This window comes from Pseudomonas sp. CMR5c, from assembly GCF_003850545.1.
Lineage (GTDB): Bacteria > Pseudomonadota > Gammaproteobacteria > Pseudomonadales > Pseudomonadaceae > Aquipseudomonas > Aquipseudomonas piscis.
In genome coordinates this window covers 1,099,885-1,118,531 of record NZ_CP027705.1, presented here as the reverse complement: position 1 = coordinate 1,118,531, position 18,647 = coordinate 1,099,885, and the positions used below count along the sequence as shown (strand labels likewise).

Sequence of the window (18,647 nt, the reverse complement as noted above, 5' to 3'; positions counted from 1 at the left end):
CTCAGGGCGCCAGGGTCAGGACGCTGAAGGTATTGGCGTGGAACAACGGATCCGCCTTCGGCTCACCCGGGACCGACGCCGGCTGGGTGAAGTCCATCGCCGCCAGATAGACCTTCCGGCTACGCGGGTCGAACGCCATGTTATAGGCCATGGGTTGGGTGCTGACGCTGCCCAGCGCCTGATAGTGGTCGGCATCGAGCTGGGCGATCAGGCTGAGGTTGGCTTCCACCCCGCTGGCCACCAGCACCCGGCGGGACTGCGGGTCGTAGGCCAGGGCATTGACGTCCCGGGGAATCGGCAGGCTGGCCTTGAGCGCGCCGTTGTCGCGATCGAGCACCAGCAACCGTGGGCGCTCGCCGCGACAGGCGACGAACAATCGCGAACGCTGTTCATCCTGGGCCAGGGCACTGGGTCGCTGGCAATCGGGATACTGCCAGCGATCCAGGACCTCGAAGCTGCTGGACGACAGCCGCGCCAGCACGCCTTCGTCGCGCATCGGCAAGAAGAAGCTGCCATCGCCCTTGAGCAGCAGCGGGTCGATCTTCTTCACCGCCAGGTCATGGGCGGCGACAATCCGCTCCTGCTGCGGATCGAAGACGAACAGCGTCGAGCGATCGGCCCGGCGCCCGCTGACGATGATCACCTGGCCGGTTTTCGGCTCGTACACCGCGCTGTTGAGGTTGCTCTGGGTCACGACGATGCGCTTGAGCGGCTTGAGTGTGGACAACTGCACCACGCCCAGGCTGCCATCGGTGTTGAGCACCAGTAGCCGGTCCAGTTCGGGCACGAACACCACGCCATTGGCCCCCGCCGACTGCTCCAGGGTCCGCAGCGGGCGCTGCTTGTCCACATCGAACACGCTCAGGCCGTTGTCGCGCCGGGCCAGGAACAGGTACGGCCGGACCGGGTCCAGGGCGATGAAACCCCAGCTCGAACCGGCGCCCGGCAACAGCGCCTGGTGCTCACGGTGATACAAGCGGGCATCGGCCGCCGCGCCCTCGGGCTGCGCCGCCAGGGCCAGGTGGCAGAACCCCAGGGCCAGGAACCACAGGTGACGGATCTTCATCAGAACTCCAGGGTGCTGGACAGCGACACTTGCCGTGAGTCGCCCAGGGAAACGAAGTACTTGCTCACCGACGAGGTGTAGTAGGTCTTGTCGAACAGGTTCTTCACGTTGAGCTGGAACTTGACCTTCTGCCCTTCGAGCTTGGTGTCGTAGGTGGCGAAGGCGTCGGCCACGGTGTAGCCCGGCAGGTCGAAGCTGTTGGGCGCATCGCCGGCGCGCTCGCCGACATAACGGGCACCGGCGCCGACCCGCAGGCGATCGCCGCCCAGCAGGCTGCCGAAGTCGTAGACCGCCGACAGCGAGCCGCTGTTCTTGGCCACGTTCTGCAATTGCTTGCCTTTGTACTTAGTGTCCTTGGTCACTTCGGCATCGGTGTAGGCATAGCTGCCGATCAGGCTCCACTGGTCGCTGAGCTGGCCGGTCAGGTCCAGCTCCAGGCCCTTGGAATGCACCTCGCCGGCCACGCTGGTGACCGTCTCGGTCGCCGTGGCGGTGGACACCAGCACGTTGCGCTTGGTGATGTCGAACAGCGCCGCGCTGGCGGTGATGCGCCCGGGAATATCGAGCTTGGCCCCCAGCTCCCAGGACTTGGCTTCTTCAGGCTCGATGGAGCCGTCCAGCACCGCGGTGCCACCGGCCAGCTGGGCGATGCTGGAGTTGGGCTTGAACGATTCGGTATAGCTGCCATAGAACGACAGCTGGTCGGTGTAGCGATACACCAGGCCGGCACGGGGCACGAACTTCTGCCCGTTGCTGTTGGTGTTGGCATGGAACGGCCGGCCCTTGCCGGCGTACTGGTCGTACTCCTGGAAGCGTCCACCGCCCACTAGGATCCACTGGTCGGTGAGGTGGATGGCGTCCTGGAAGAACAGCGAATCGCTGCGCAGCAGATCGGTCTGGTCGCTGTCCGGGGCGCTGACGTTGGTGCCCGCCACCTGCTGGCCATACACCGGGTTGCGGTAGTTGAAACTGGTGTTCTTGCCGCGGATCAGGTCGGCGCGATAGATCTTGCGGTACTCGTCGTCTAGGCCGAACACCAGGTCGTGCTGCATGCCGGCCAGCTGCACCTTGCCTTCGAGGCTGGCGGTGGCATAGCGGTCGGTGGTCAGGGCGCCCTGGGTGCCGTCCATGGTCCGGGTCAGGGTGCCGTTGGCATTCACCGCGGTCAGGCGCACCTGGCTGGCGTCGTAGGTCTCGCGGTTCCAGCTGTAGCCGAAGTGGGCTTTCCAGTCGTCGCCAAGTTCGTGGTCGACCTCTAAGCGGTACAGGTCCGAGCGGCCCTCCATGTTGTTGAACGGCTCGTCCAGGCGCCGGGTGGCCGGGATGTCCAGTGGATGGTTGGTCTTGGGATCGATGGCCGTGCCACGGTCGAACGGGGTCAGGAACTCGCGATGCTCGTAGGCCAGCAGGACCTTGGTGCGCTCGCCATACCAGGCCAGGGACGGCGCCACTAGGGATTCGCGATGGGTGCCGAAGTTGCGCCAGTAATCTTCGTCCTCATGATCGACGATCAAGCGGTAGGCCAACCCGGAATCGCCGATCGGCCCGGTGGTGTCGAGACTGCCGCCGCTGCCGTTCTTGCCCGAGCCGTAGGTCGAACCGCGCACGGTCAGCGCGGTGGATTGCTGCAGCTCGGGCTTCTTGCTGACCACGTTGATCACCCCGCCCGGGTCCTGGATGCCGTAGAGCAGCGATGACGGCCCCTTGAGCACTTCGACCCGCTCGGCCGTGGCGTTCAGAGCGCGACCCTGCACCACCGGCATGCTGTCGCGCATGATCGAGCCGTTGCGGTTGTCGCCAAAACCCCGCAGCAGCACCGCATCCTGGGTGCCGCCCAGGGTGTTGGTCTGGGTGATGCCGCTGACGTTCTTCAGCGCGTCGTCCAGGTTGCGCGGGGTCTGGTCCTTCAGGACCTGGGCCGGGACCACGTTGATGATCTGCGGGATTTCCTGGTTCAGCGCCTGGCTGCGCGCCACCGAGGTAGTGGCCGGCGGCTGGTAGCTGGTGCTGTCGTCGGCGCCCACGGCGGTGACACTGGTGGCGCCCAGGTTCAAGGCTGCGCCCTGGGGCAATGGCTCGAGGACCAGGGTATGGGCATCGCTGCGCCGGTAGCTGAAGCCGGAGTTGCCGAGCAGGCGCTGCACGGCCTGCTCGGCGCTGAATTGGCCATTGAGCGCCGGGGCCTTGAGGCCATAGGGCGCCTCGGAGGTGTAGACCACGCTGATACCGGTGACCCGGGTGAAATCACTCAGGGCCTGGGGCAGTGGCTTGGCCGCGATGGCGAAATTGAACAGCGTGCTGTGCTGGGCACTGCCGGATTCGGCCGCCAGGGCCACGCCCAGAGGCAGCAGTGCCAACCCCGACACCATCAGCGCGGATGCGCCGAACCAACGTTTTACCGAAGCGTTTGCCGCCGAATTTGCCCTGGACTTCATGCTTGAGACTCGTGTGTAGGAGCACATTGAATGCGAATTGATCGCACTTTCAAGCACTACACGGATGTCGAGGGCAAAGACCTCAGCAATTTTTTGAAAATATTTTCAGCCGCGCTGGAGTGAGTTGACCAGCGGACCTGGCAAGCCGGATCTACGGCCGCTGCGCGACCGGGCGCAGCCTGCGGCAGCGGCTACACGAAGCGAGCGAACGCACGCACCTGTAGCCGCTGCTGAGCCTGCGAAGCTGCGACAAGGTCCGCAGGACCTTCGGCGCCCGATCGGCGGCCGCTGCGCAGCGGCCGCCCGGACACCTCAGTTGCTGCGCTGGATCCTTCCTGCGCTGGTGGCGGAGCCGGCCGGCTTGCCCTGGTGCTCCATGTCCTTGAGGTACTGCAACATGGCGTCCAGGTCGCTGATGCCCAGGTCGCTGCGCTGGGTGCCGTCCTTGAACAGGCTGAAGCGATCACCGCCCTCGCCCAGGAAGGCGTTCATCACCACCCGGTAACGGGCATCGGCACGCAGTGGCTGGCCATCCAGGCGCAAGCTGCCCGGCACCACGCGATCCCCCACCGGGCGCTTGGCGTCCCAGCGGTAGCTGAAGCCCCGGGAGACCTGGAGGATGTTGGCATCGTCCGTGCCCTTCCACTGCTGGTTGAGCACCTGTTGCAACTGCCGGCCGGTGAGGTCGAAGGCAACCAGGGCGTTGTTGAAGGGTTGCAAGGTCGCCAGTTGACCGTAGTTGAGCTTGGCCTGCCCGGGCTCCAGGGCCAGGTCGCTGCGAATGCCGCCGGTGTTCATGAAGGCGATCTTCGCGCCATTGGCCTGGCCGGCGGCCAGGTGGGCATCGGCGATCAGGTCGCCCAGGGGCATTTCCCCGGCGCCATCGGCGCGTCGGGTGATGGACGGGGCGCCAATCGCCGCCACCGGGCTGAGCAGCACCTCATTGCTGCGCGCCTCGACGTCGCGCTGCAACCGGGCCAGGGCCGGGTCCTGTGGATAACGCGCCGGGTCGGCCAGCAGGTTGACTGCCTTGATGTCCGTGACCCGGTGTTGGCCCGGGGTCACTTGCAGGGTCAGGTGGGTCAGCAGGTGACCGTAGGAATTGCCCTGGGTCACCAGCAGCGAACCGACCTTGCACAGGTAGCCCTGGTGCGAATGGGCGCTGACCAGCACGTCCACCGCCGGGTCGAGGCGCTTGGCCACGTCGATGATGTCGCCGCCAAGTTGCGAGCAGTCGGGCTTGTCGAACGGCTCGGGGGTCGCGCCGCCCTGGTGCACCACGGCGATGATGGCGTTGGCGCCCTGGGCCTTGAGCTCGGGAATCAGTTTATTGATGGAATCGGCTTCATCCGCCACTTGCAGGCCACGCATGCCCTTGGCGCTGACCATCGCCGCCACGTCGCGCAGTACCGCGCCGACGAAGGCCACCTTGACCCCGCGTACCTCCTCGATGCGATAGGCCGGCAGCAACGGCTTGCCGGTGTCGCTGTCCATCAGGTTGGCGGCCAGGTAGGGAAAGCCGCTGCCTGCGTAGTCCGGGCGGAACTGGCAGGCCTTGTCCGGCCGTGGCGATTGGCAGCCACCGTTGACCTGGCGCAGGAACTCGGCCTTGCCCTGGTCCAGTTCGTGGTTGCCGATGGCGCTGAGCTTCAGGCCCATCTGGCGCAGGGCGTCCAGGGTCGGCTCGTCGGCCCACATGGCCGACAGCGGCGGGCTGCCACCCACCAGGTCACCGGCGCCGATGAACAACAGCTGTGGATCTTCCTGGCGTAGTTGGCCGAGCATGCCGCCGAGAGTGGCGATGCCGCCGGCCTGGAGCTTGCGCACGCCACCGGGGGCGGTTGGGTCCTTGAAGCTGAAGGGGTTGGCCTGCAGGTTACCGTGCAGGTCGTTGATGGCGACGATATTCACCGCCACCGGTTGCGGTTCGTGGGAGACCGAGTTGCAACCGGCCAGGGTGGCCAGGGCCAGGGTCAGCGCACCCAGCAACAGGGGTACGGGACGAAGACGCGACATTGAAAAGTCCTTGTATTGTCGGCAAGAAAAAGCCGCTGGCGCAGGCGGCGCGGCGAGCCTGGCGGACGCTGTGGGAGCGCCCGCCCGGTCATCGTCCGCGGCCTTGGGCAGCGGCTACGGCGCGTAGCTTATCAGGCAGGTTGCAGGGTGCCATGCACCGCTTGCGCCGCCGGGGCTTTCAGGGCCGTGCCCATGCCGGCGCGCAGCAGCAGGATCTTCAGGTGGTCGGTGATGCGTTCGACCCGATCCTGGAAGTGGTTGTGGAAGATCATGCTGCCCAGGGCGATGGCGATCCCCAGTGCCGTGGCGTACAGCGCGGTGCCGATGCCCTTGGACACCTCGCCCGGGTCGGAGACACCGGTCTCGGCCAGGGCCTTAAAGGTGTCGATGATCCCCAGGATGGTCCCCAGCAAGCCCAGCAACGGCGCCGCGGTGACCACGGTTTCCAGCAGCCACAGGCCATGCATCAGCTTGCTGCGGGTGGCGATGTAGATCGACTCGCTGAGGTCTTCCAGGTCCTTGTGACTGGCCAGCCCCTGCTTGTGGGCGAACAGCTCGGCGACCATCTCCAGCGGCAGGCTGTTGCGCTCGCGCAGCTGCGCCGGCAGGTCGTCGACGCTGTGCATCTTCGGGTTGAGCACGGTCTCCAGCTTCTTTGCCTGGCGCAGGCTGAAGCTGAAGTAGATGCCCCGCTCCACCGCGATGAAGGCGGCGATCGCGGCCGCGCCGTACATGGTGTAGAAGGTGATGTCGTGCAGCAGATTCATGTCCATCGTCATGTCCTCTTGTACCTGAAACGAATCAGAACGCGGCTTCCAGGGAGACCATCGCGGTCCGTTCCTCGCCGACGTTGTAGTAGGCGGTGCTCGGCGCCAGGCCATTGGTCTTCACCGAGTTGAACGACACGGTGCGGGTCGAGGCCAGGTATTCCTTGTCGAACACGTTGAGCATCGAGAAACGCAGGGTCGCGGACTTCAGCACCTTCTTGTCCACCGGCAGGTGGATACCGGCGTTGAGGTCGAACACGGTGCGCCCGGAGATCTTCTCGTCGTTGGTCAGGTCGCCGTAGAAGGCGCCGACGTACTTGCCGACGACGTTGCCGTAGTAGCGCGAATCGTCGTAGCCCAGGCTCAGGTTGAACATGTTCTCCGGTACGTTGACCAGTTGCTTGCCGGAAGTCGGCAGCAGCACGTTCTTGTTGGTCAGGTCGTCCATCTGCTCGGACTTGGTGTAGGTGTACGAGGCGTAGTAGTTGAAGTTGTGCGGCAGCAGCCCGCTCCACTCCAGCTCCAGGCCGCGGTTCTTCACCTCGCCGACGTTGGCCACCACGTAGTCGCCATTGAGGTCGGTGGTGGAGATCTGCCGGTCCTTGAAGGTGATGTAGAACAAGGTCGCGCTCAACGCCATCTTCTCTTCGCTGTAGCGCCAGCCCAACTCCTGGTTCCAGCTCAGCTCGGGTTTCAGGCTGATGGAGTCGCCTTTGTTGTAGAGCACGTAGTTGGGTGGCGTGCGCATGTTGCGGGTGACGTTGTAGAACGCCTGGTTGTTCGGATCGATCTGGTACTTGGCGTTGAAGCTGGGCAGGAACTGGTGATAACGCACGTTCCGCTTTTCCGCCTTGTCGGTCAGGCTGCCGAGATTGTTGCCATCACGCTCCACGTACTGATAGGCCAGGGCCCCGGTCAGGGTCAGGTCCGGGGTCGCCTGCCAGGTATCTTGCACCCAGAGCTTCTGCGCCGGGGTCACGGTGTACTGATGCCGGCCCTGGACCGTGGTGCCATTGCGGTCCACCAGTTGGTCGGAACCGTTGTAGTCACCCCAGACGTTCTCCGGCGCGCCATTGGCCTTGATGCCGATGAAGGGCTGGGTCTGGCGCTGGCGGGCGCGCTCGTACCAGTAGCCGAAGTCCAGGCTGTGCTCTTCGTTGAGGTCCCACTTGAGCTTGGTGGTCATCCCCGGGCGCCAGGTCTCGGTCCAGGAGGGCCGGTAGTAGCTACCGGTGGGCAGGCCCGTCAGGTCATAGTTGCCAGCCTTGCTGGAAGAACTGGACAAGGTAGTGGCGGTCTGGCCACTGAAGCTGCCGCCATTGGACCACACATAGTACGGGTTGAAGGTCAGGCTCAGGTCGTCACGCAGCTGGAAGCGCTGGGTCACCGAAGCCGTCAGGCTTTCGAAGGGGTTGCGGTTGAGCTTGTAGGACTGGGACACGCTGCCGTTCTTGAACACGGTGCTTTCCGAGTAGTCCACGCGCCGGCCCTGGGTTTGGAACTGGGCCTTGCTGACGCTGTTGTAGTTGTAGTTCTCCTGCTTGTTGTACTTGAAGATGGCGTTGGTGGAGTTGCCGTTGCCGTCTTCGAACAGGGTGTTCCACTCGATCTTGTCGGCACGCAAGGTGCCCTTGCCCTTCCACTTGTCGCCTTCGGTATGGGACGCCGAGACCCAGGTCTTGAAGCCGCCCAGGTCGCCGGTGTTCAGCCGGGCGAAGGATTTGCGCAGGTTGTTCGAGCCCACAGATTGCTTGACGAACACCCCGAAATCCTTGGTCGGGCGCGCGGTCACCAGGCCGATGTTGCCGCCGCTGGAACCGATGTGCGGTCCGTCGGCCTCGGACGAGCCTTGGGTGACGAACACTTCGCTGAAGTTTTCCGAATCGCCCATCAGGTTCGGATAGATGGAGTAGTCACCCGAATCGTTGATCGGGAAACCATCGGAAGAAAGACCCACCTGGTCGGAGTTCATCCCGCGCATGGTGAAGCTGGTGCCGCTCAGGCCCGTGGCATCGGTGCTGGAGACGTTGATCCCCGGGGTGTACTTGAGCTTGTCCACGGCGTTGGCGGTGGGCGCCATCTGGTCCATGGCTTCCTTGGTCACGGTGGAACGCGCCTTGGCGCTTTCTTCCTTGATCATGTGGCCATTGCCCAGGGACTGTTTGCCGACAACGTTCACCGCACCGACGTCCACGGTATCGTCGGCCAGAACCAATGGCGCAAAACTGCCCAGGCCCGATGCCAGAAGCAGGGCATAAAGTTTATTGATCTTCACGGGTCAATCCCTTGCTTACAACTTTCGTTAATAGGTGATGGGTTATTCCACGTTGTAGCTAAAGGTCGCGGTGAACCGTTGCTTGTTCTTGCCCGAGAAGGCGTCCGCCGGGAACGGCGAGACCTTTTCCACACGGCGCAAACTGGTTTGCGCGGCACGGTTGAGCAACATGTTCGGCGCCTTGTTTTCGATGCCACTGTCGAGCACGTTGCCGGCCCGATCGACTTCCAGCCAGATCACCACATCGCCCTGGGGACGCTGCAACGAGGCCTCGCGGCCGCTGGGGTATTGCTTGTGCTTTTCCAGTTCCTTGCGCAAAGCGGCGGTGTACAGGCTTTCCTTGATGGCACTGGCCGGCGCCGCGGGGGCTGGCGCTGGAGCCGGTGCTGGGGCCGGTGTCGCCACCGGGGGTCTTGGCGCCTCGGCCACGATGGGCTGCGGCGCCGGGGTGCTCTTGGCCACTTGCGCCGGGGCCGGTTTAGGCGCCACGGGCTTGGCTGGCTCGGGCTTGGCCACCAGCGGCTTGGGTACCACGGGCTTGGGCTTGACCACCGGCTTGGGCTTGGGCGGCTCGATCACCAGGGGCTCTTCATCCGGTGCCACCACCGGCGGCTCGGGTTCGATGGGCAACGGTTCCGGCTCGGGCGGTGGCGGCTCGGCCACGGCCAATAGTTCGCTGGCATCCACCAGGGCCACTTCCACGGTGCTTTCGTCGTACACCGGCGTGATCTGCAATCGCTGCAACTGGCTGCTGTAGATCACCAGCAGCAGAAGGCCGGCCGGCAGCAGGCATGCCAGCAGCTTGCGGGTTCGATAGAGACTGAACATGGCGTCAGGACTTGCGCGTGGCGATGGAGACGGACGAGAAACCATTGCCCTTGAGCAGGTCCATCACCGCGACCAGGCGCTTGACCTCCACGCCCTGGTCGCTGTTGATGATGATCACCAGCTTTTCGCTGCCGGTATTGAGCACCTTGAGTTGCGCCAGCAGGGCACCTTCATCCAGGTCCTGACCATCGAGTTGCAGGCGCTCCTGCAGGCCCAGGGTGATGACCGCCTTGTTTTGCGGTTTCAACTGTTGCGCGGTACTGGCGACCGGCAACTGCGTCTTGATCCCCACGGCCGGGATCACGTTGAGACTGATGAGTACGAAGAACACCAAGAGAAACATCATCACATCGATCATCGGGATGATTTCGATATGGGCTTTTTTCTTTTTAGCTACATCCCAGCTGCGCATCGACTTGCTCCTGCTTCAGCCATCCCTCCCCTACGAGAGCTGAATCACAACCCTCTCCGATCCTGACCATGTGCTCAGGAATGCGCAGATCATCCGCGCCTCGTGTAACGGTTTAGTGACAGAACGAAGTGATATCGATGAATGTTCGGGAGCTCTGGGACAGGCTTCTCAGCGCAGGACGAGCAGCCTGCCGAACATCTTGTGCTGGCGAAAACCCAGCACTGCCTGCAGGGAGTCGAGGACCGCTTGCGGGTCCTTGCTGGAGAAGCTGCCGCTGACTCGGCGCTGGGCCAATTGCGAGTCGAGCAACAGGATGCGCCCCGGGAAATAACGCCGCAGGTCCGCGACCACCTCGGCCAATGGTGCGTGGTAGTAGTTCAGCCAACCCTGGCGCCAGGCCAGTTGCGCTTCGCTGTCGGTCCCATGCAACGGCGCGGCCTGGCCCTGGCCATAGGCCACTTGCTGGCCGGCGCCAAGCACTTGCTGGGGCGCGCCCTCGGCCGGCGTGACCCCGACCCGTCCGGACAGCACCGTGACCTGGGCGCCCTGGGGTTGCAGGCGCACTTCGAACTGGGTGCCCAGAACCCGGGCCTCGCCTTGCTCGGCGCTCACCACGAAAGACTCGCCGGTATGACTGACCTGGAAGAACGCGGCGCCACGGCGCAGTTGGACGTGCCGCTGGCCATGGCTGAAGTCCACGGCGATGGCGCTGTCGGCGTCCAGGGTCACTTGGCTGGCATCGGCCAGGGTCACGGTGCGCACCTGGCCCGGGGCCGATACATAGTCGGCGCCCAGGTCGTCGACCCAGCGCCCCGGCTGCCACCCGGCGCCCAGGGTCACGGCCAGCACCAAGCTGGCAGCCAGCGCCAGGCCCACCGACCAGCGGCGCCGGGCCCGCCCCCTGGCCCCGTCCATCTGCCGCAGCAAGCCTTGCAGGGCCTGGTCCTCTTCGGCGGCCAGGGTCCGCGCCGGCTGCTCGCTCAACTCCCATAGCACCTGGACCCGGGCATAGGCTTCGACATGGGCCGGGTCGGCTTGCAGCCATTGGCTGAAAGTCGCCTGGTCGCCGCTGCTGGGCTGGTCGTGGAGCAGGCTCAGCCAGGCCAGGGCGGCCTGTTCCTGAGCGGGCGTCGGGGTGACGGTGGAGCGCTGGTTCACGGGGCATTCCTTGGCGTACGCGTGGTCGAGGGCTCCCGCAGGCTGGCCTTGCAGGCTTCGAGGGCGCGCATCATATGTTTTTCCACGGCGCTTTGGGACAGGTCCATCGCCTTGGCGATCTCGGCGTACTTGCGCCCATGGATGCGATTGAGCAGGAAGATCTGCCGGGTACGCTGGGGCAGGCCGCGCAAGGCCGCCTCCACATGGCGCAGATCGTTACCGGCCTCCAGCACGGCCTGGGGCTCGAGAGCGTGCTGGTCTTGCTGCTCCGGCAGCCAGCCGGCGCTGACCCGGACTCGCGCTCCTTCGCTACGCAGGTGGTCGATGGCGATATTGCCGGCGCAGCGCAGCAGGTAGGTGCTCAGTTCCTCGACCTGGACCAGGGGCCGCCGCCAGAAGCGCAGGAACAACTCTTGCACCAGGTCCGCGGCGGTGGCCCGGCAACCGACCCGGCGACTGACCAGGGCCTCCATCTGCGCCCGCTGGGACAGGAACACCTGGAGAAAATGCGCACGAGTGCCCTGCGGGTCGGAGCGATCCAGCTCTGTGGGTTCCGGCGGCAGGATATTCATCGCAGGCGCAGCACTCAGAATTGGGCCAGGGCCGCCAGCGGACTGGCCAACAGGCTCGCGCCCGCCATGGACAGCACCAGGCGCGGGCGGTACGGCAGCAGCCAGACCAGCAGCAAGGCGCTGCACATCAACACCGCGCACCACTGCACCAGCCCCAGGCTCCAGCCGGTGTCTTGCACTGCGGCCACCAGCGACAGCCCCAGCAGCAGCCAGCCGCCCAGGCGCAGGCCCTGGCGACGGCGGGCGCTGGGCTTGCTGCCCAGCACCTCACCGTGGTGCCGATCCAGGGACAGGCACAAACCGGTGAAGCCGGCATAACAGAGCAACAGGGCCAGGAGCATTCAATCCACCTCGGTTTCAGCGGCCCGAGAGCGGGCCCGGGACTGGTTGGCGACAGGAGCCCGGGCGGCGCGTTGCATCTTGTACGCGGCCCAGGCCAGGAACAGGCCACTGGCCAGGCAAGCCAGGTCGAAGCCGGCCCGGGTCCAGTCCCCACGACTGAGGAAACCATCGGCCAGGTTCGGCGCGGTCAAGGCATCGAGCAGCGGAATGCCGGCCAGCAACAAGGCCGCCAGCGCCAACTGCTCGATCCAGGCCCGGCGCCCACGACGCAACGCCGCATGCAACAGCCCCAGGCCCCAGGCGCTGAAGAAGCTGTTGACCTCCCAGTCGGCGCGCTCGGCGAAGCCGGCCGGCAGCAGGCGGTTGGCCCAGAAGAACGCCGCCACCGCCAGCACCAGCCCGGACATGCTGGCGATGTTCAGCACCTCCACCAGGCGCAGCTCGAAGGGCATGACCGGGCTCTTGGCGTGCTTGAGTTGGCGCTTGCCGAGCCAGATCACCAGCCCGGTGCCGATCATCGCGGTGCTGGCCAGGCCACAGATGAAGTACAACCAGCGCAGCACCGGCCCGGCGAACACCCCCATGTGCAACCCATAGAAGCTGCCGCCGATGGCCTTGGGCAGAGACTGCCCGGGACTTTCCGACAAGGGCTGGCCGGTGACGCCGTTGAACGCCAGCGCACTGCCGAAGTTGCGGGCCACCTGGTCGGCCCCATGGCGCATGACCTGCACCGAGGCGTTCGCATCCCCGGGATTGTTCACTACCACCCGCTGCGCACGCCCACCCGACCAGTGCTGCAAGGCTTGCCTGAGCATCGGTTGCAAGGGCGCCAGCGGCGCTGGCTCACCGGCAGCCGGGGTGTTGCGGGCTGCCGGTTGCAGGTCCTGGAAAAAGGCATTGTTGTCGCCCTTGTAGGCGATCAAGACACCCGCCGGCATGACCATGGACATGAAGATCACCAGGCTGCTGTAGGTGATCATCAGGTGGAACGGCAGCACCAGCACGCCCAATGCGTTGTGCCCGTCGAGCCAGGTGCGCTGGCCCTTGCGCGGGCGGAAGGTGAAGAAGTCCTTGAAGATCTTCTTGTGGATGATGATCCCGCTGACCAGCGCCACCAGCATCACCATGGCCGCCATGGTCGATAGCCAGCGACCCCATGGATAGGGCATCTGCAATTGGAAGTGGAAGCGATAGAAGAACTCGCCACCCCGGGTATCTCGCGCATGCAGCTCGCTGCCCGTGGCCGGGTCCAGCAGCTTCTCGCTGAAGGCGCCGCGCTCGCCGGGTTTGCCCGGTGCCTGCCAAGCCACCGACAGCGCCGGCTCACGGGCGTCGGGCAGGCCGATGAACCAGCGTTGCGCGCCCTGGCCATGCTGCTCCAGGTAGCGCTGGGCCAGGCCCAGGCTGGCCTCGGCGTCCAGGGCCCGGGCCGGGATCTCGGGCTGCATCCAGTGGCTGATCTCGTGCTTGAAATAGGACAGGGTCCCGGTGAGGAAGATGGCGAACAGCAGCCAGCCGAACAGCAATCCGCTCCAGGTGTGCAACCAGGCCATGGATTGGCGCAAACCCTCTTTCATGGCAGGGCCGCCCAATAGGCGCTGCCAGCCACCAACGCCAGCACCAGGCAAGCCAGGAGCAAGCCGAACCAGGCATGCCAGGCGCTGCGGCAGGCAAAGCACCAGATCACCGCCAGCAGGTAGAACAGGAACGAACTCATCATCGCGCTGAGCACCGCGTCGACCTTGGACAACGGCAGCAGCAAGGTCAGGCAGGAGCAGGCCAGCGCCGCCAGCAGGTAGCCGCCCAGGACCGCGGCGCAGACCCTTGATGCCACTGCCAGACGATAGGAAGCGGAAATCCCGCCGGCCTTGCTTTTCATGTTCGGACCTTGCAGCAAAAGAAAGCCCGGGCGCGCATGCCCGGGCACAGAAGGCGGACAATATTAATGATAAATATTCTCATACGCAAAAAGCACTGAGAGTCATCGCCCTGCCCGTCCATCCGCGCCAATTGCCGAAGCTCATATCGCCCCACTACAATGCGAACAATTCTCGTTACCTTATGCGTCTTGTCAGTGCAGGAGCGTCCGGCTTGTCCCATTCCGCTACCGTCGAAGGTCTCTACCTGGCCCATCACAGTTGGTTGAACACCTGGTTGCGGCGCCGCCTCGGCTGCCCCGACAGCGCCGCCGACCTGGCCCAGGACACTTTCATCCGGGTGCTGGGCGCCCGGGAAACCCCGCTCCTCGTCGAACCCCGGGCCTTCCTCACCACCATCGCCAAGCGCGTGCTGTGCAATCACTACCGGCGCCAGGACCTGGAGCGCGCCTATCGGGAAGCCCTGGCGCAGTTGCCCGAGCAGGTCGCGCCTTCGGAAGAAGAACGGGCGATCATCCTGCAGACCCTGCAGGAGCTGGACAGCCTTCTCGATGGCCTGCCACCCCAGGTCAAGCGTGCGTTCCTGCTGTGCCAACTGGATGGCCTGGGTTACGCCGAGATCGGCCGCGAACTGAGTATTTCCATCGCCACGGTCAAGCGCCACCTGAACAAGGCGGCCATGCGCTGCTACTTCGCCCTTTGAGAGCGCCGATGAATCCCCACCTCAATGCCCAAGCTGAGTTCAGCAACCAGGTCGCCGAGCAGGCGGTGCACTGGTTGATCGAGATGCAGGACGGCCCGTTGGATCCGCGCCAGCAGCAGGCCTGGCAGCACTGGCACGACGCCCACAGCGAACATCAGCGGGCATGGGCCCATATCCTGCGGGTCAACCAGCGTTTGCGCGGCTTGCCCTCGCCCCTGGCCCATGCCGCCTTGAATGCCCCGAGGTCCAGCGGCCGGCGCCAGGCTCTCAAGCTGCTGCTGGTCCTGGGGGTCGGTTCCGCGGCGGCCTGGAACCTGCGCGAGCACAACCCGCTACCGCCGTTGCTGGCGGACTACAGCAGCGCCCGGGGCCAGCGGCGCAAGCTGCAGCTTAGCGACGGCAGCCAGTTGCAGCTCAACACCAGCAGCGCGGTGGATGTGCGCTTCGACAGCCAGCAACGGCTGATCCGCCTGCTGGAAGGCGAAATCATGCTCAGCGCCGGCAAGGACCCACGGCCACTGGTGGTGCAAAGCGCCGAGGGCCTGGTGAAGACCAGCGCCGCACGCTTGAACCTACGCCAGTTCAGCGGCCACAGCCAACTGGCGGTGTATGCCGGCGCCGCCCGTGTGGAGCCCGGAACCTACAGCGCCGCGCCTCCCCAGGTAGCGGCCGGGCAGCAGCTGGACTTTCGCCGCGACGGCTGGGACGCTCCCCGCGCCCTGGAGGCCGGCAGCGGCGCCTGGAGCGAGGGCATGCTGGTGGCGGCCCACATGCGCCTGGCGGACTTCCTCGACGAGCTGGGACGTTATCGCCGGGGCCGCTTGCATTGTGATGCCCAAGTGGCGGACCTGCTGATTTCCGGCAGCTACCCCCTGGATGACAGCGAACGGATCCTCGACCTGTTGCAGGTCAGCCTGCCAGTCCGGGTGCGCCGCTTCACCCGTTACTGGGTCAACGTCGAGGCTCGCGCCTGACCCCTGTAGCCGCTGTCGAGCCCCGGCGAGGTTGCGCACAGGCGCGCAGCGGCCGCCAGATCCAGCGGCTCGTGCCCAACCGTGCGCAGCCTGCGGCAGCGGCTACACGAAGCGATAGACAACCCGTCTGTACGCCGCTGGAACATTTTTTTGATGAGGCATGAGCCGTTTTGCCAGGCTCGGGTGACAAGAAGGGAAAGCCACCTTGATTCTTCCTTCTCAGGATCGCCATCGATGACTCAGCAACCCTCTCGCCCCACGCCCCTGGCCCGCTCACTGCGTCACCTGCTGCTGGGGGCCAGCCTGGGCCTGGCCAGCCTGTCCCAGCTCCAGGCCGCCGAGGTGGCGGGCAAGTCCTACCACATCGCCCCGATGTCCCTGGAAAGCGCGCTGAACCAGTTCGGCCGTGAAGCAGGCGTGCTGATTTCCTTCGGCTCGCAACTCACCAGTGGTGTGCAGAGCCACGGCCTGGATGGGCAATACAGCACCGAACAGGCCTTGCAGATCCTCCTGCAGGGTACTGGCCTGCAAGCCCGGGCCGAGGGCGGCAATGCCTTCAGTCTGCAACCGGCAACACCCGGGGCAGCAGCCACCCTGCAACTGGGTGCTTCCAGCGTGGTCGGCGATTGGCTGGGCGATGCCCGCCAGGTCGATGTCTTCGAGCATGCCGGGGCGCGGGACGTGATCCGCCGTGAAGAGTTCGAGCGCCAGGGCGCCACCCAGGCGCGGGACGTGCTCAACCGGATTCCCGGGGTCAACGCACCGGACAACAACGGCACCGGCAGCCATGACATGGCGCTGAACTTCGGCATCCGCGGGCTCAACCCACGCCTGGCTTCGCGCTCCACGGTGCTGATGGATGGCATCCCGGTGCCGTTCGCCCCTTATGGCCAGCCCCAGCTGTCGTTCGCGCCCATCAGCATGGGCAACATGGACGCCGTGGACGTGGTGCGCGGCGGCGGTGCCGTGCGCTACGGCCCGCAGAACGTTGGCGGCATCGTCAACTTCGTGACCCGGGCGATTCCCGAGACGCCGACCTTCAAGGGCGGCTTCCAGACCGAGACCAGCCCCTCCTCCAGCCATGACGGCTTCAAGACCAACGCCAACCTGCTGGCTGGCGGCACTGCCGACAATGGCCTGGGCGGCGCGCTGCTGTACTCCGGCACCCGCGGCGGCGATTGGCGCGAACACAGCGGCACGCGGATCGACGACCTGATCCTCAAGGGCAAGTACCAGCTCGACGAAGCCAACAGCCTCAACGCCATGGCCCAATACTATGAAGGCGAGGCCGATATGCCCGGCGGCCTCAACGTGGCGGACTACAAGGCCAACCCTTACCAATCGACTCGCCCCTACGACAAGTTCTGGGGCCGGCGGACGATGTTCAACCTCGGCTATCGCTACCAGGAGGATCGCCGCGAATTCACCGTCAACAGTTTCTTCACCAAGACCCTGCGCAGCGGCTACCTGGACCAGGGCAGCTTCCTCTCCCTGTCGCCCCGGGAATACTGGGTGCGCGGCCTGGAGACGCGCCTCGCCCAGGGCTTCGACCTGGGCAACAGTAGCCACGAAGTCGGCATCGGCTATCGCTACATCAACGAAGCCGGGCACGAGCTGCGCTACCGCACGCCCATCAGCGCCAACCAGCAGCTGCCCACCAGTAACAGCCGCAACGACCGCGACACCCGTGGCGGCACCGAGGCCCACGCATTGTTTGTCGATGACCGCATCGATATCGGCAAGTGGACCCTGACCCCGGGCATCCGCTACGAAATGATCGAGTCGCAGCAAAGCAACAACCTCAGCAACGTCAAGTACAAGGGCAACTACAACACCGCGCTGCCAGCGTTGAACGTGATGTACCACGTCGACGAAAACTGGAATCTCTACGCCAACACCGAGGGCTCGTTCGGCAGCGTGCAGTACAGCCAGATGCCCAACCGGGTGGCCAGCGGTGAGGTGAAGCCGGAAAAGGCCCGCACCTGGGAAATCGGCACTCGCTACGACGATGGCACCCTGCGCGCCGAGCTGGGCGCCTTCCTGATCAACTTCGACAACCAGTACGACAGCAACCAGACCAACGATACGGTGATCGCCCGCGGGCAAACGCGGCACCAGGGCATCGAGAGCAGCATCAACTACGCCCTCGACGGCCTGGATCCGGCATTGGCCGGGTTCAATGTCTATGCCACCTATGCCTACGTCGACGCCACCATCCGCGAGGACGGGCCGAACAAAGGCAATCGCGTGCCCTTCTCGTCCAAGCACAAGGGCACCCTGGGGGTGAGCTACACCGAAGGTCCGTGGAAGCTCAACTTCGACAGCAGCTACCAGAGCAGCCAGTTCGCCGACAACGCCAACACTTCCCGCGAAAGCCTCGACGGCAGCAATGGACGCATTCCCGGCTACATGCTGTTCAGCACCCGCGCCGGCTATGACTTCGGGCCGCAACTGTCGGACCTGAACGTGGCGGTGGGGGTGAAGAACATCTTCAACCACCAGTACTTCACCCGCTCCTTCGACGACAACAACAAGGGCAAGTACGTGGGCGAGCCGCGGACCCTGTACGTGCAGACGTCGGTCGCGTTCTAAGGCCCCACAAAAGAAAACGGGCCTGCAATGCAGGCCCGTCGGGTCGAGGGAAAATCCAGCTATCAGCTATTGAGCGCAGCCTGCTGGTTTTCCAGGAATTCTTCTTCGAGCAGGGCATCCGCCTCGCTGCCGTCATTGTCGGACACTGCTGCCGGGCGCTTGGCGCGCAACTTGCCGAACATGTGCTCCAGGGCACTTTCCAGCTTGACGGTAGCGCCGTCGATGGCCTGCTCCAGGGTATCGGCCTTGTGGGTCACGGAAATCGGCTGGTGCCCCTTGGGCCGGGCCTCGAGCTGGCAACGCAGGTCATCGGGACCCGACTTGCCGCCATTCTCGTCACGCAGATGGACCACCACCCGGGTCAGGTCTTCCTCGTAACGTTCGAGCGTGCTTTCAACGGTGCTGCGCACCCACTCCTCCATCCGAAGGCTGCTTTGAATATGGTTATCGCTATGGACTTGGATTTGCATAGTTCTTCCCTTATTTCAGCTTGCTCGCAAGAGGCCTGGAACCTGGCTTTGACCAGCATTTCGTGACCTCTTGATTACACAATTAGGCACGGCGAAGAACATTTCAACCCCTGGAAAAATATAAATATTCATACGCAAATAAAGCCGGACAAACCGCCAG

General features: G+C 64.8%; 16 protein-coding genes. 3 read left to right on the top strand and 13 right to left on the bottom strand.

Annotated features, from left to right (window positions below; genetic code table 11):
- Position 1: 1 nt before the first annotated feature.
- From C4K40_RS05110 to C4K40_RS05055, 12 genes are all read right to left on the bottom strand, one after another.
- A complete protein-coding gene (locus C4K40_RS05110; RefSeq protein WP_022642413.1) occupies positions 2–1,066 on the bottom strand; it encodes a hypothetical protein in 1,065 nt (354 codons plus the stop codon).
- On the bottom strand, positions 1,066–3,501 hold the full coding sequence (locus C4K40_RS05105; protein WP_053134225.1) for a TonB-dependent receptor: 2,436 nt from the start codon (positions 3,499–3,501) through the stop codon (positions 1,066–1,068). The genes C4K40_RS05110 and C4K40_RS05105 overlap by 1 nt, the downstream gene beginning before the upstream one ends.
- A 312-nt stretch (positions 3,502–3,813) precedes the next feature.
- A complete protein-coding gene (locus C4K40_RS05100; protein WP_053134222.1) occupies positions 3,814–5,517 on the bottom strand; it encodes a bifunctional UDP-sugar hydrolase/5'-nucleotidase in 1,704 nt (567 codons plus the stop codon).
- Between the two features lie 131 nt (positions 5,518–5,648).
- Positions 5,649–6,290 carry a MotA/TolQ/ExbB proton channel family protein gene (locus C4K40_RS05095; protein ID WP_022642409.1) on the bottom strand — a complete coding sequence of 214 codons (642 nt, stop codon included), beginning with the start codon at positions 6,288–6,290 and terminating at the stop codon, positions 5,649–5,651.
- 28 nt (positions 6,291–6,318) lie between these two features.
- A complete protein-coding gene (locus C4K40_RS05090) occupies positions 6,319–8,559 on the bottom strand; it encodes a TonB-dependent receptor (protein WP_022642408.1) in 2,241 nt (746 codons plus the stop codon).
- A gap of 42 nt (positions 8,560–8,601) precedes the next feature.
- A complete protein-coding gene (locus tag C4K40_RS05085) occupies positions 8,602–9,387 on the bottom strand; it encodes an energy transducer TonB (protein ID WP_022642395.1) in 786 nt (261 codons plus the stop codon).
- 4 nt (positions 9,388–9,391) lie between these two features.
- On the bottom strand, positions 9,392–9,799 hold the full coding sequence (locus tag C4K40_RS05080) for a biopolymer transporter ExbD (protein WP_022642394.1): 408 nt from the start codon (positions 9,797–9,799) through the stop codon (positions 9,392–9,394).
- 168 nt (positions 9,800–9,967) lie between these two features.
- A complete protein-coding gene (locus C4K40_RS05075) occupies positions 9,968–10,957 on the bottom strand; it encodes a FecR family protein (RefSeq protein ID WP_053134219.1) in 990 nt (329 codons plus the stop codon).
- Entirely contained in the window at positions 10,954–11,529 is a 576-nt protein-coding gene (locus C4K40_RS05070; protein ID WP_053134216.1) for an RNA polymerase sigma factor, read from the bottom strand. Before C4K40_RS05070 ends, C4K40_RS05075 begins: the two co-directional genes overlap by 4 nt.
- A gap of 14 nt (positions 11,530–11,543) precedes the next feature.
- Complete coding sequence (locus C4K40_RS05065; RefSeq protein WP_022642391.1) at positions 11,544–11,870, bottom strand: DUF3325 domain-containing protein; 327 nt, start codon at positions 11,868–11,870, stop codon at positions 11,544–11,546.
- Complete coding sequence (locus tag C4K40_RS05060) at positions 11,871–13,448, bottom strand: PepSY domain-containing protein (RefSeq protein WP_031320919.1); 1,578 nt, start codon at positions 13,446–13,448, stop codon at positions 11,871–11,873.
- On the bottom strand, positions 13,445–13,750 hold the full coding sequence (locus tag C4K40_RS05055; RefSeq protein ID WP_053134213.1) for a DUF3649 domain-containing protein: 306 nt from the start codon (positions 13,748–13,750) through the stop codon (positions 13,445–13,447). The genes C4K40_RS05060 and C4K40_RS05055 overlap by 4 nt, the downstream gene beginning before the upstream one ends.
- A gap of 182 nt (positions 13,751–13,932) precedes the next feature.
- Between C4K40_RS05055 and C4K40_RS05050 the strand changes: the two genes are divergently transcribed.
- The 3 genes from C4K40_RS05050 (at position 13,933) to fecA (ending at position 18,017) form a co-directional block, all read left to right on the top strand.
- Positions 13,933–14,451, top strand: a complete 519-nt coding sequence (locus tag C4K40_RS05050) for a sigma-70 family RNA polymerase sigma factor (RefSeq protein ID WP_305728855.1) — start codon at positions 13,933–13,935, stop codon at positions 14,449–14,451.
- Positions 14,452–14,459: 8 nt separating this feature from the next.
- Positions 14,460–15,425: a FecR domain-containing protein gene (locus C4K40_RS05045; RefSeq protein WP_053134207.1), complete on the top strand. Its 966-nt coding sequence runs from the start codon at positions 14,460–14,462 to the stop codon at positions 15,423–15,425.
- Positions 15,426–15,659: 234 nt separating this feature from the next.
- On the top strand, positions 15,660–18,017 hold the full coding sequence (gene fecA, locus C4K40_RS05040) for a TonB-dependent Fe(3+) dicitrate receptor FecA (RefSeq protein WP_053134205.1): 2,358 nt from the start codon (positions 15,660–15,662) through the stop codon (positions 18,015–18,017).
- A gap of 62 nt (positions 18,018–18,079) precedes the next feature.
- On the opposite strand, the gene C4K40_RS05035 is transcribed toward fecA, so the two are convergent.
- Positions 18,080–18,487 (bottom strand): HPF/RaiA family ribosome-associated protein, encoded by a 408-nt coding sequence (locus C4K40_RS05035; protein WP_031320917.1) that lies wholly within the window; start codon positions 18,485–18,487, stop codon positions 18,080–18,082.
- Positions 18,488–18,647 lie beyond the last annotated feature (160 nt).